The organism is uncultured Anaerofustis sp. (assembly GCF_938029165.1).
In the GTDB taxonomy this organism is placed as follows: domain Bacteria; phylum Bacillota; class Clostridia; order Eubacteriales; family Anaerofustaceae; genus Anaerofustis.
In genome coordinates this window covers 1-12,448 of sequence record NZ_CALHFB010000029.1, presented here as the reverse complement: position 1 = coordinate 12,448, position 12,448 = coordinate 1, and the positions used below count along the sequence as shown (strand labels likewise).

General features: G+C 36.6%; 13 protein-coding genes and 1 riboswitch. All 13 genes read left to right on the top strand.

The genetic code is table 11. The features are described 5' to 3' along the window. Nucleotides 1-158 precede the first annotated feature (158 nt). A riboswitch (TPP riboswitch) is annotated at nucleotides 159-256 on the top strand. Nucleotides 257-323: 67 nt separating this feature from the next. The 13 genes from cytX to Q0516_RS02940 all read left to right on the top strand — a co-directional run bounded on the left by cytX (nucleotide 324) and on the right by Q0516_RS02940 (nucleotide 12,328). Then, the gene (cytX, locus tag Q0516_RS03000; protein ID WP_257481270.1) at nucleotides 324-1,511 is read left to right on the top strand and encodes a putative hydroxymethylpyrimidine transporter CytX; all 1,188 of its coding nucleotides are present in this window, start codon (nucleotides 324-326) and stop codon (nucleotides 1,509-1,511) included. Beyond that, complete coding sequence (gene thiM / locus Q0516_RS02995) at nucleotides 1,505-2,329, top strand: hydroxyethylthiazole kinase (protein ID WP_294468757.1); 825 nt, start codon at nucleotides 1,505-1,507, stop codon at nucleotides 2,327-2,329. Before cytX ends, thiM begins: the two co-directional genes overlap by 7 nt. After that, the gene (thiE, locus tag Q0516_RS02990; protein ID WP_294468755.1) at nucleotides 2,316-2,963 is read left to right on the top strand and encodes a thiamine phosphate synthase; all 648 of its coding nucleotides are present in this window, start codon (nucleotides 2,316-2,318) and stop codon (nucleotides 2,961-2,963) included. The genes thiM and thiE overlap by 14 nt, the downstream gene beginning before the upstream one ends. A gap of 1 nt (nucleotide 2,964) precedes the next feature. Next, nucleotides 2,965-3,759, top strand: coding sequence for a bifunctional hydroxymethylpyrimidine kinase/phosphomethylpyrimidine kinase (thiD, locus tag Q0516_RS02985; protein WP_294468753.1), 795 nt, complete (start codon nucleotides 2,965-2,967; stop codon nucleotides 3,757-3,759). A gap of 428 nt (nucleotides 3,760-4,187) precedes the next feature. Next, nucleotides 4,188-4,691 (top strand): thioredoxin family protein, encoded by a 504-nt coding sequence (locus tag Q0516_RS02980; protein WP_294468752.1) that lies wholly within the window; start codon nucleotides 4,188-4,190, stop codon nucleotides 4,689-4,691. A gap of 1 nt (nucleotide 4,692) precedes the next feature. Beyond that, nucleotides 4,693-5,385: a cytochrome c biogenesis protein CcdA gene (locus Q0516_RS02975; RefSeq protein ID WP_294468750.1), complete on the top strand. Its 693-nt coding sequence runs from the start codon at nucleotides 4,693-4,695 to the stop codon at nucleotides 5,383-5,385. Between the two features lie 33 nt (nucleotides 5,386-5,418). Next, complete coding sequence (locus Q0516_RS02970; protein WP_294468747.1) at nucleotides 5,419-6,816, top strand: MATE family efflux transporter; 1,398 nt, start codon at nucleotides 5,419-5,421, stop codon at nucleotides 6,814-6,816. Between the two features lie 86 nt (nucleotides 6,817-6,902). Beyond that, nucleotides 6,903-7,379, top strand: coding sequence for an LURP-one-related family protein (locus Q0516_RS02965; protein WP_257481237.1), 477 nt, complete (start codon nucleotides 6,903-6,905; stop codon nucleotides 7,377-7,379). A gap of 13 nt (nucleotides 7,380-7,392) precedes the next feature. Continuing rightward, the gene (locus tag Q0516_RS02960) at nucleotides 7,393-9,195 is read left to right on the top strand and encodes a glycerophosphodiester phosphodiesterase family protein (RefSeq protein WP_294468743.1); all 1,803 of its coding nucleotides are present in this window, start codon (nucleotides 7,393-7,395) and stop codon (nucleotides 9,193-9,195) included. A 62-nt stretch (nucleotides 9,196-9,257) separates the two neighbouring features. Further along, nucleotides 9,258-9,614 carry a CidA/LrgA family protein gene (locus tag Q0516_RS02955; RefSeq protein ID WP_294468740.1) on the top strand — a complete coding sequence of 119 codons (357 nt, stop codon included), beginning with the start codon at nucleotides 9,258-9,260 and terminating at the stop codon, nucleotides 9,612-9,614. Then, a complete protein-coding gene (locus Q0516_RS02950; protein ID WP_294468738.1) occupies nucleotides 9,614-10,303 on the top strand; it encodes an LrgB family protein in 690 nt (229 codons plus the stop codon). The genes Q0516_RS02955 and Q0516_RS02950 overlap by 1 nt, the downstream gene beginning before the upstream one ends. 825 nt (nucleotides 10,304-11,128) lie before the next feature. Beyond that, nucleotides 11,129-11,869: a peroxide stress protein YaaA gene (gene yaaA / locus Q0516_RS02945; protein WP_294468736.1), complete on the top strand. Its 741-nt coding sequence runs from the start codon at nucleotides 11,129-11,131 to the stop codon at nucleotides 11,867-11,869. A 9-nt stretch (nucleotides 11,870-11,878) separates the two neighbouring features. Next, nucleotides 11,879-12,328 (top strand): peroxiredoxin, encoded by a 450-nt coding sequence (locus Q0516_RS02940; protein WP_294468733.1) that lies wholly within the window; start codon nucleotides 11,879-11,881, stop codon nucleotides 12,326-12,328. Nucleotides 12,329-12,448 lie beyond the last annotated feature (120 nt).

The following is a 12,448-nucleotide window of genomic DNA, read 5'->3' as shown; positions in this document are numbered from 1 at the left end:
CACCACGCAGTGGAAGAATTTTTCTCGAAGTTTTTTTTCTTCGGAAAAAACTTCGTGGGGTTTTTAAGGGGTGAAACCCCTTAATCGTTTGTTTCTTTAAAAAGAAATCAAATATTGACATAATCCGACAATTATGCTAGCATAAACTTACAAATTTAATATATAAGCAGGGGAGCTTTTTGCTGAGAGGAAAATTATTTTCGACCCTTAACCTGATTTGGATAATGCCAACGTAGGAAGCATTTTAATTATTGTTATGATTTTTAAACGGGGATCCGAATAGGGTTCTCGTTTTTTTCTGCTTATATGGAAAGGAACATTTTATGGAAAACAAAAAAACAAGTGTATTCGACAATTCTCTGATTTGGTTCGGTGCGGGAGTTTCCATAGCGGAAATTATGACGGGTACGCTGATCGCACCCCTCGGATTTACCAAAGGACTTCTTGCAATAATCATCGGACATTTGATTGGGTGTGCACTAATGTACTTTGCGGGCATCATCGGAGGAAAGAGTGAGAAGAGTGCAATGGAGACGGTAAAAATGTCTTTTGGAGAGAAAGGTTCACTTCTTTTTTCTTCTCTTAACGTTCTTCAGCTGGTGGGCTGGACTGCGGTAATGATAGTAGGAGGTGCAAAGGCGGTAAGCGTTATATCAAATTCGTTTTTAGGTTCTCCGTTAGAGGCTTTATGGTGTGTTATCATAGGTGCCCTTATAATTTTATGGGTAGTCATAGGTATAACCAATCTAGGGAAAGTAAACACCGTGGCGATGGGAGGACTGTTCCTGCTTACCGTTGTGCTTAGCACTGTTATATTTAAAGGTAACATCATAAATCCCGCGACGGGAGGACTTAGTTTCGGTTCTGCGGTGGAACTTAGTGTTGCAATGCCTCTTTCTTGGCTTCCTTTGATATCCGACTATATAAAAGAAGCAAAGGAACCGGGTAAATCTGCTTTGGCGAGTGTGTCGGTATACTTTATTTCAAGCTGTTGGATGTACATAATAGGAATGGGTGCGGCATTATTTACCAAGAGCAGCGACATAGCAGTAATTATGCTTCAGGCAGGTCTTGGTATTTTAGGTGTAATAATAATAATACTCTCTACCGTGACAACTACGTTTTTAGATGCATATTCTGCGGGAGTGAGCAGTGTCAGTATAAGTAAAAATTTAAGCGAAAAAAAGGTTGCCATAATCGTTTGTATCGTTGGGACGCTCCTTGCGATATTTACTCCCATAGAGGAGTTTGAGAATTTCCTTTATCTGATAGGTTCTGTATTTGCTCCTATGATAGCCGTACAGATCGCTGACTTCTTCTTTTTAAAAAAGGATTACAGCGGGCTGAATGTAAATAAAACTAATATTATACTTTGGCTTATAGGGTTTATTACCTACAGAGTATTTATGAGGATAGACACTCCCGTCGGGAACACTCTTCCCGTTATGATAATTGTGATAATTTTATGTATTATAATAAATAAGATATTCGGAGGTAAAAAAGAATGTTAAAAGAAATGATGGAAAATGTAAGAAATAAAACACCTCTAATCCATAACATAACGAATTATGTTACGGTAAACGACTGTGCGAACATACTTCTTGCATGCGGAGGTTCTCCCATAATGGCGGACGACAGCGGTGAAGTTGAAGAAATCACAACTATCTGCGGGGGTCTTAACATAAATATAGGTACACTCAATAAGAATACTATCCCTTCGATGATACTTGCGGGAAAGAAAGCAAACGAACTTTCTCATCCTGTTATCCTTGACCCTGTAGGTGCGGGAGCTTCTGCGCTTAGAACCAATACAGCAAATGACTTGCTTAAAGAAATAAAGTTTAGCGTCATCAAAGGCAATATATCGGAAATAAAGACGCTTTATATGGGAAGCGGTACCACAAAAGGTGTCGACGCCGATATAGCGGATAAAGTGACCGATGAAAATATAGATGACGCAGTCGAATTTATTAAAGGATTTTCAGCTGAGACCGGAGCTATAATCATTGTTACCGGAGAAATCGATATAATAGCAAATGAGGAAAAAGCTTATATCGTAAGGAACGGACATTCAATGATGTCAAATATCACGGGGACGGGATGTATGCTTTCCGCAATGACCGCCGCTTATATAACGGCGAATGATGATGATATGCTTGAAGCGTGTCTTGCAAGCGTATGTTTAATGGGCTATGCGGGAGAAATCGCTTATAAAAAGATGAAAGAAACCGAGGCAGGTAATTCCACCTTTAGGAATTATTTGATAGATGCTATATTTAATATGACAGGGGACGAACTGGAAAAGGGAGCCAAATATGAAAGTAAATAGTGAAGATATGCTTTTGTACGCCGTTACGGACAGGGCGTGGACGGACAAGGAAGATTTATATACTCAAGTAAAAAAAGCATTAAAAGGCGGTATCACATTCTTGCAGTTAAGAGAAAAAGAACTTGATGACGAGACTTTCTTAAAGGAAGCTTTGAAAATAAAAGAGCTTGCAAGGGAGTATAACGTACCCTTTGTAATCAACGATAACGTGGATATAGCCATAAAATCCGAAGCAGACGGAGTCCATGTGGGACAAAGCGATATGGAAGCGGGAGATGTAAGAAAGAAAATAGGTGAAGATAAAATTCTCGGAGTTTCCGCTTCAAACTTGGAAGAAGCGAAACTAGCAGAAAAAAAAGGTGCGGATTATCTCGGAGTAGGGGCGGTATTCTCTACCTCAACCAAGCTTGACGCAGATGATGTATCCTTCGATACTCTAAAGGAGATATGCGATAACGTGAGTATCCCCGTAGTTGCCATAGGGGGTATAAGTAGGGATAATATATCTAAGCTAAAGGGAACGAATGTAGACGGTGCGGCAGTGGTTTCCGCGATATTTGCAAGTCAGGATATAGAAAATGATACAAAAGAGCTTCTTTGTCTATCTAAAAAAATGGTAAAAGGGGAAGAGTAATATGAAAAAAGTACTTACTATAGCGGGTTCCGATTCCAGCGGAGGAGCCGGTATTCAAGCCGATATAAAAACGATAACCGCTCATAAGATGTACGCTATGAGTGCGATAACCGCACTTACAGCTCAAAATACTACAGGGGTTTACGGTGTCATGGACGCTACCCCGGATTTCGTTAAAAATCAAATCGACTGCATATTTAGTGATATAAGACCTGACGCGGTAAAGATAGGTATGGTGTCGAATATTGAAATAATAGAAGCCATAGCAGAAAAGTTAAAAGAATACAAAGCGGAGAATGTAGTCGTTGACCCCGTAATGGTCGCAACAAGCGGAAGCAGGCTTATCAGTGATGATGCAATGGAAACTCTTATAAATAAGCTTCTGCCTCTGGGAAGTATAATAACGCCCAATATTCCGGAAGCCGAAGTATTGTCGGGAATAAATATAAAAAGCGAAGAAGACATGATAAAAGCGGCAGAAATAATATCTAAGGATATAGACGGAGCCGTGCTTATAAAAGGCGGACACTACGACGACAACGCCAATGATTTACTTTTTGATAAGGGGAATATCCGTTGGTTTAAGGGAAAGAGGATAGATACTAAAAATACTCACGGCACCGGATGTACTCTTTCTTCCGCTATAGCATGTAATCTAGCCGCGGGACATTCAAAGGAAGAAAGCATAAAAAATGCTAAGGAGTATATAACGGGAGCACTTAAAGACGGGCTAGACCTCGGAAAAGGTTCGGGACCGCTTAATCATATGTACGGCTTGTCCTTTTTAAAAGATTAAAAAGGACGAAAAAATCTCCGCTAAAGCCGCGGAGGCTTAAAGCGACTGGATTTCCTCAGAAAATCTACCCGATTTTCTGGGAACAGTCGCTAATCCCGCCCCAAAGGTTATAACTTGTTCAGGTAAATAGCGGGTAATTTACTTAAGTAAGTTAAAGATTTCTTCCACGAAGGTTTAGGCACCGTGCCCAGCGGGGTCCTTTTTCTCTATTTTGGACAAGCAAAATAGAGCGGGTTATAGGGCAGAGCCCTACAAAAGATATATCCTTGTTTATTCTTCATATATATGATATAATACTTTAGAAAATAATTTATATTTTCTTGGCTAATATTCGATTACGAATATTAAAATAAAACTCGTAACCTATAACGAGTTTTATTTTTTTATGTTAAAATTATAAAATAAATTAATTCTTAGGAGGCAAAATAATGAATAAGAAAATACTGAAGATATTGGTTCCCGCTTTAATAGTTGTAGCTGTGATCGGGATTTATATAGTTAAGAATAACAATGACAAAGAGGCTTTAGAAAATAACGGTTCGGATACAAAGACTGCCGCTTTTGATTTGGAGGAACTCAAAAAAGAAAAACTTCCGATAGTTCTTGATTTTACGAGTGCTACGTGTCCTCCGTGCAGAGAAATGGAGCCTACTCTTCATAAATTAAAAGAAGAATACAAGGGTAAAGTCATCATAAAATCGATTAGTGTCGATGCTGATATAAAGGGTATAGAAGATTTCCCCGTAAAGGTAACGCCGACTTTATTCTTCTTTGATGAAAAAGGTGAGCCTTATAAACCGAGCAAGAATATTGATATCCAAATGATAGAATACTCTTCAAAGACGGATAATAAGCATATCTATACCGCAAGAGAGGGACTTCTTACGGAAGATGAATTCCTTCAAATATTCGAGGATATGGGTATAAAATAGTATGATAAATAATATCTTAGAAAGCATTTCAAGTATTATTACATCAAATATATATCTTGCTCCCTTAGTGGCTTTATTAGCGGGAATACTGGTTTCATTCACGCCATGTTCACTGTCCTCCATTCCTTTGATTGTCGGATACGTAGGTATGAACGGGAAAGAGGATACAAAGAAGCTATTTAAACTTTCTGTCACTTTTGCGGTGGGTACCGCCATTACATTTACGGTTCTCGGTACGCTTGCTTCAATGCTAGGGAAAGTAATGACACTTAGCGGAGGGTGGTTTTATATAGTCCTTGGAGTAATAATGGCGCTTATGGCTCTGCAAACTTTTGAGCTTTTTAACTTTATTCCCTCTACTTATCTTGTTTCGAAGAATGAAAAGAGAGGGTACATGGGAGCTCTTATTTCAGGAGTACTTGCAGGTGTATTCTCTTCTCCCTGTTCCACTCCCGTACTCGTTGTGATACTTGGAATAGTAGCGGGAAGCGGGAATATTTTGTGGGGTATACTGCTTCTTGTATGTTACTCTATAGGTCACGGTATACTTACGGTCATGGTCGGTACCAGCTTGGGGCTTGCAAATAAGATAACCAATAATGAAAAATATGGCAAGCTTCAGCTTTTTATTAAAATATTCTTAGGTGTATTGATGCTTTTGATTGCATTTTATATGTTTTATTTAGGATTTTAAATCAATGTGTTTATTCTTTGGGGGGCGTAACAGTTGGAAAACGAATTGGAAAATGAATTAGACAATAAAGATGATAATAATGTAGACAAACAATATATAAAGATGACCGAAACGAAGATTTCAAAGCTCATCACTTCTCTTGCCGTACCGACCATAATAAGTATGCTGGTAACTTCGATATACAATATGGCGGATACTTACTTTGTGTCAAAGCTTGGTACCAGTGCGTCGGGAGCTGTGGGGATAGTATTTTCCTTAATGGCGATAATCCAGGCAATAGGCTTTACCCTCGGTATGGGTTCGGGAAGTCTTATATCTAGGCTCCTTGGTGCAAAGAGGGAGGAAAAGGCAAATGAAGTAGGTTCCACGGGATTTTTCCTTGCAATACTTGCGGGAGTTTTGCTTGCTGTCTTCGGTCTTATATTCATAGACCCGCTTATGAAGCTTTTAGGCTCCACGAATACAATACTTCCATATGCAAAGGGTTACGCTGGATATATACTTTTCGGCGCTCCTATAATGATGGCTTCCTTTGTAATGAATAACATCCTTAGAGCAGAGGGGAAAGCTAATCTTGCAATGATAGGGATAGGTACAGGCGGGATTTTAAATATTATATTAGACCCTATATTTATATTTACTTTCGGACTTGGTATATCTGGAGCCGCCATTGCGACTATACTGTCACAGCTTATAAGCTTTTTTATCCTCCTTTCTCATTTTATATCCAAGAGAAGCGAAATTAAGCTTCATATAAGAAACTTTACGAGAGAGTTTGAAACTTGTTCCATGATAATTAAGACCGGACTTCCGTCTCTTGCGAGACAGGGACTTGCAAGTATAGCAACGGTAATGCTGAACGTAGCTGCGGCAGGTTACGGGGATGCGGCTGTTGCGGCAATGTCCATTGTCGGGAAAATATTCATGTTCATATATTCGATCATGATAGGTTTCGGTCAGGGATATCAGCCTGTGCTTGGATTTAACTACGGAGCTAAGAAGTATGACAGAGTAAAAGAAGCTTTTACCTTTACTTTAAAGACCGGTATGATCATCATGACGATATTTGCTGTCTTTGCATTCATATTTGCTCCGCAGTTTATAAAGGCTTTTATTGCCGACGATATAGATGTCATAAAGATAGGTACAGAGGCTTTTAGGTTCCAGTGTGCGATAATACCTCTCGTACCCCTTGGGGTAATAGCGAATATGACCTTCCAGTCTATCGGGAAATCATTTACCGCGACTATCCTTTCGTCTCTAAGGCAGGGTATATTCTTTATTCCTTTGATACTCGTCCTTCCGAACATCTTCGGAGTCGTTGGGGTGGAAATGACACAGACGGTTTCGGACTTATGTACCTTCTTTGTATGCCTGCCTTTTATGATAAATTTCTTTAAGGATATAGGAAATAAAGAAATGGAAATTTAATATAAAATTTATGTAAAAAGACTATAAAACTTTTGTTAAATAGTCTTTTTTAGTATATAGTATATATATAATCAGAGGAGGGAAAAATGAAAGAACTTATAATCAAAGAAAAAATAATGTCGTTTTTAGATAGCTACAACGTCTACGACGAAAACGGAGATGTTGTATATAAAATAAAGGGCAGTATTTCTTTTGGACACTGCTTTAAGGTATATAATAAATACGATGAGGAAGTTGCGGTATTAAAGGAAGAAGTACTAAGGTTTCTTCCGAGGTTTAAGATAATCGTAAATGACGAATGTATAGGACATATTAAAAAGGAACTTACATTTCTAAGACCTAAATTTGAGATAGATTTTAAAGGCTGGAGGGTTCACGGGAATATATGGGAATGGGACTACAGTATTTATGACGACAGAGATACTATAGCCGAGATTTCAAAGAAGATAATAAGCTTCACAGATACATATACAATAAAGGTATTTAAAGACGAAGATGAACTTTATGTACTTTTGGTTGTAGCGGCTATTGACGCAATAAAATGTTCACAGGCAGGGGACTGAGATAAAATATAATATGAAGAAATTTTTATCCGATTTTAAAAGTATATTAAAAAAGTGTTTTTATTTGATAAAATACAATCCTGCCGATTTGATTTTATTTGAAATCATATATAAGGCTTTTATAATTTTTGCAGTACTTTTATGTGAGGATTTATTTAAGTACGCTGTAAAGGTATCGGGAATAACTCATTTGACGCCTGATAATGCAATACTTATGATAAAGAGTCCTTTATCCGTTTTGATATGCCTTTTATTGGTAATTATATTTGTATATCTTACTATACTTGAGATATTTGGGATAATCATATACTTTGAAGACAGCAGGAACGGAGTTAAGACGGGATTTATAAACTTATTTAAAAAAGCGTTTAAAAGGTCTTTGAAAATTTTAAGCCCCAAGAATATATTTATATCTTTTATAGTTCTGCTTTTTCCTTTAAGTAATATTTATCTTACCAGCGGATATTTAAATTCCGTTCGTATCCCCGAATTTATTTTGGATTTTATTAAGGAAAATGCGGCTCTGAGCTTTATATATTTTATCATACTTATAATTATTTATATGCTGCTATTCAAGTATATATTTTCTATCTTTGAAATGGTAGTAAACAAGGCTGATTTCAAAAGTGCATGCAGTAAAAGCAATGAGATATTAAAGGATAAATTTATAAGGAGTATATCTTATTTTCTTTTGTTCTTTGCTTTTCAGATAATATTGATATTCTTTATAACTATAATAGTATATTTCCTTTTGATACTGAAGGTAAAGCTATTTTATGTCGGTACGGATATAGAAAATTATTACTGGTTCAGCGTGACCTCGTTCAATAATTTCTTTACCGTTTTGTTATCAATATTTATACTTATATTTAATATAGCTTTTCTTGCTTCTCTTTACTACGGATATGAAGATTATGATAAAGTATATGAAAATAATAAAGCGAATGATGGTTTTAAAAATACTGTTAAGACCATAATCAAATATATCATTATAATAATTATTTTAGTTATATACTCCGAGACTTTTAATGTTAGTCCCGATATAGACAATATCAGTGTCGTGGCTCACAGAGCGGGGAGTGCCTTTGCACCGGAAAACACCGTTTGTGCTCTCAACGAAGCTGTAAAAGCCGAAGTCGACTGTGCTGAGATAGATGTTCAGCAGACTAAGGATAAGAAGCTCATAGTGATGCACGATACCGATTTTAAGAGGATATCGGGCGTAAATAAGAAGGTATGGGAAGCAGACCTAAAAGAAGTAAAGACTTATGATGCGGGAAGTTCCTTTTATCCTGATCATAGATTTGAAAATTATCCTACATTGGAAGAGATGTTAAAGGCTTCCAAAGGAAAGATTGACTTGATGATTGAACTTAAGAGTACGGGGCATGAAAAGGAGCTTGAAGCAAAGACAGTAAACTTTATAAAGAAATACAAAATGGAAGATCAGTGCATAGTAGCTTCCATGAACTACGATATCCTTAAAAAGACAAAGGAAATCGATAAAGATATAAGGACATGCTATATAACGACTTTGTTTTATGGAGATGTGAAAGAGCTTAAATATGCGGATGAATTATCCGTAGAGGCTACCTTTATAAATAATATTATCGTTTCCGATGCACATTATAATAATAAGAAGATTTATGCATGGACGGTAAATAAGGAAGAAAACATAAGAAATATAATAAAGACGGGTCTTGACGGTATCGTGACGGACAATCCTTATTACACCAAATATGTAATTGAAAACAGGAATAAAAATATATTGGCTCAGGATATTTATAATATGTTCTACGGAGGAAACGAAGTATAAATTTAAGTAATTTGATTTATATATTTGATATTAAATATTAACAAAATATAAAAGGACAAAATATGAAATACTTATATCAATTTTTAATAATAGCGGTAATAACATTTATAAGCGAACTTTTAAATTATATTATCCCGCTTACAATACCCGCGAGTATCTACGGACTTGTGATTATGCTTATTTTACTTAAAAGCGGAGTGATGAAACTAAAATATATAAAAGACGCAGGGAACTTCTTACTGGATACGATGCCTATAATGTTTGTACCTATCGGGGTAGAAATAATAACACTATATTCCGCTATGTCGGATTTTATTTTCCCTGCGACCGTGATAACAATAGTGACGACTGTTATTGTAATGGTCGTTACGGGGCTGGTATCACAAGGGATAATAAGAAGAGATAAGGAGGATATTTAATGGGATTTTTAACAAATTCTCTTTATTTTGGAGTATTTATAACGATTTTAGGATATTTCATTGGAGATTATCTTAGGAAGAAGCTGAAGCTTAGTATATTAAATCCCATACTTATAGGGATAATCTTCGTCGGAGTAGTAATTACATTATGCAAAGTGGAATATAAGACATATTATGAGGGAGCAAAGTATATAAGTTTTTTACTCACGCCCGCAACCATTTGTCTTGCAATACCCTTATACGAAGAATTTGAGATATTAAAACATAATTTAAAAGCGGTGATACTCGGTATAACCGCAGGGGTGCTTTCAAGTCTAGGGAGTATTCTTGCATTTTCATATATGTTTATGCTGACACATGAGCAGTATATAACACTCCTTCCCAAATCAATAACCACCGCAATAGGTATGTCCCTTAGCAGTGAACTTGGAGGTATACCTTCTTTGACTGTGGCGGTAATAATCATAACCGGGATATTCGGTAACCTAATAGGGGAATATGTATGTAAGATCTTTAAGATAACCGAGCCTGTTTCCGTGGGGCTTGCTTACGGTACGGCTTCTCATGCCGTCGGGACTGCAAAAGCCTTGGAGCTCGGGGAAGTAGAGGGAGCGATGAGCGGACTTTCCGTTGCTGTTTCAGGGATAATTACGGTAGTTCTTGCAAATTTATTTGCTACATTATTGTAAGGCTGTGCCTTACAATTCACTATAAGGGGCGCTGCCCCTTTCACCCCTTAACTATGTATGGCTCTGCCCTACGACCCGTTGTAAGGGACTCCGTCCCTTAGGAACTCTGCGAATATTTTTCCGAAGTAAAAAATATTCGATAAAATGCTTCCACTGCGTGGTGCTAAGCCTTCGGCAAAAGGGATATTAAACTTACCCATGTCATTCACCTGCATATTACCTAAGAAAGTTATTTACTGTATAGATAATAACAACTATATATGGTACAAAAAGAATAAAAGACAGAAGGATAGTCTGTCATATTTAAATTTATAGGTGAGTTGTTTTCAAATATATGAAAAAAGTTGTTTATTTTCTTAGCTTTAATTTAAGATATTTATTTTATTTCAAAGAAGTTAAATGCTTTTGCTCAGTCACCGTAGTGGCTCTTAACGCTTCTCGATGTGACTGTTAACTTAGGTGTATTTTATTTATAAAATACGCTCAGTCGATAGACTGTAACGGGCATGAACAAATTAGCTTTAGCGATATTTGTGAATTATTAAGAAATGCTGCCCGCATTCCTTGGAACAGAAGCTACCCCATCCCATAAATAAAAGATTTATGAGTTTAGGAAATTAATAAAATTTGATTAAAAGAGGGTTGGGGTTAGCGACTGTTTCCTGAAAATCGGGTAGATTTTCAGAGAAAATCAAGTCGCTATAAGCCACCGTGGCTTGAGCGGAGATTTTTTGGTACTTTTTAATCTTTTAAAAAGTGCCGGGGTTTTAGGGGCAGCGCCCCTAGAAAGTTTGTTTCTTTAAAAAAGAAAAAAGAGAGGTATTTATGAAAGTTATAATTTCACCTGCAAAAAAGATGAAAATCGTATATGACGAAAATAAAAAAATCAGTGAACCTGTGTTCTATAAAAAAGCGGAGTTTCTTGCAAAGAAGTTAAGGAAGCTCGACCCTATGGAAATAGAGCATATAATGAAAGTAAATCCGAAAATAGCCATGGAAGCTTTTATTTACTATAACGATTTCTTTGATTTCAAGCATGAGATACCCTCTATTCTGTCATACAACGGACTGCAGTATACTCATATCAATGCAGGTGATTTTACAGATGATGAAGCCGAGTTTGCAAATGAAACTTTAAGAATAGTAAGCGGTCTTTATGGAATACTAAAACCATATGACGGAATATGTCCTTACAGACTTGAAATGCAGTGTAAGCTTGATATAAACGGGAAAAACTTATATAAATACTGGTCTGACAATATATATAAAGAACTTTTTAAAGATAAAGAAGAAGTGATAAACCTTGCCTCGGGAGAGTATTCAAAAGTGGTAAGTCCCTATCTTAAGAATAAAGACAGTTTTATAACCGTAGATTTTAAATGCAGTCATAAAGGTAAAATAAGAACCTTGCCTACGGAAGCTAAGACTTTAAGAGGGGAAATGAGCAGGTATATAGTTAAGAACAAAATAAAATCAAGTGAAGAACTTAAAGATTTTACTTACGGAGGGTATAAGTATTCTTCAGAAAGGTCTGAAAAGGACAAATATGTATTCCTTAAAATATAGGAGGAAAATATGTTAGAAGTAAAAACAAAAGCACCTGACTTTACGCTTAAAGATAAAGACGGCAAAGAAGTGAGCTTATCGGATTTTAAAGGAAAAAAGGTAGTTGTTTATTTTTATCCCAAAGATGATACTCCGGGATGTACAAAGCAGGCGTGCAATTTCAGAGATAATTTCAATACATTCGTTAGCAATGATATCGTGGTGATCGGTATTAGCAGAGATGATGAAACTTCTCATGCTGACTTTGTAAATAAGTACGACTTACCTTTTATCTTACTTTCAGATCCGGAGGAAAAAGTATTGAAAGACTATGATGTTTTGGATGAAAATAGTCCAACTTTGGGAGTTATCAGAACGACTTACGTTATAGACGAAAACGGGATAATAGAAAAAGCTAACGCTAATGTCAAAGCTGAAATAGACGGGGAAGATGTGCTTGATTATTTAGGGATTATGTAAGGGGCTTTGCCCCTTACACCCCAGTCCTTTTTTAAAGATAAAAAAGAACGAAAAAATCTCCGCTCAAGCCGCGGAGGCTTAAAGCGACTGGATTTTCTACAAAATGCTGCCCGCATTTTG

Coding starts and splice junctions, on each gene's coding strand:
- Q0516_RS02940 (WP_294468733.1), top strand. CDS start 11,879: ATGTTAGAAGTAAAAACAAAAGCACCTGACTTTACGCTTAAAGATAAA.
- thiM (WP_294468757.1), top strand. CDS start 1,505: ATGTTAAAAGAAATGATGGAAAATGTAAGAAATAAAACACCTCTAATC.
- cytX (WP_257481270.1), top strand. CDS start 324: ATGGAAAACAAAAAAACAAGTGTATTCGACAATTCTCTGATTTGGTTC.
- Q0516_RS02960 (WP_294468743.1), top strand. CDS start 7,393: ATGAAGAAATTTTTATCCGATTTTAAAAGTATATTAAAAAAGTGTTTT.
- yaaA (WP_294468736.1), top strand. CDS start 11,129: ATGAAAGTTATAATTTCACCTGCAAAAAAGATGAAAATCGTATATGAC.
- Q0516_RS02975 (WP_294468750.1), top strand. CDS start 4,693: ATGATAAATAATATCTTAGAAAGCATTTCAAGTATTATTACATCAAAT.
- thiE (WP_294468755.1), top strand. CDS start 2,316: ATGAAAGTAAATAGTGAAGATATGCTTTTGTACGCCGTTACGGACAGG.
- Q0516_RS02980 (WP_294468752.1), top strand. CDS start 4,188: ATGAATAAGAAAATACTGAAGATATTGGTTCCCGCTTTAATAGTTGTA.
- Q0516_RS02955 (WP_294468740.1), top strand. CDS start 9,258: ATGAAATACTTATATCAATTTTTAATAATAGCGGTAATAACATTTATA.
- thiD (WP_294468753.1), top strand. CDS start 2,965: ATGAAAAAAGTACTTACTATAGCGGGTTCCGATTCCAGCGGAGGAGCC.
- Q0516_RS02950 (WP_294468738.1), top strand. CDS start 9,614: ATGGGATTTTTAACAAATTCTCTTTATTTTGGAGTATTTATAACGATT.
- Q0516_RS02965 (WP_257481237.1), top strand. CDS start 6,903: ATGAAAGAACTTATAATCAAAGAAAAAATAATGTCGTTTTTAGATAGC.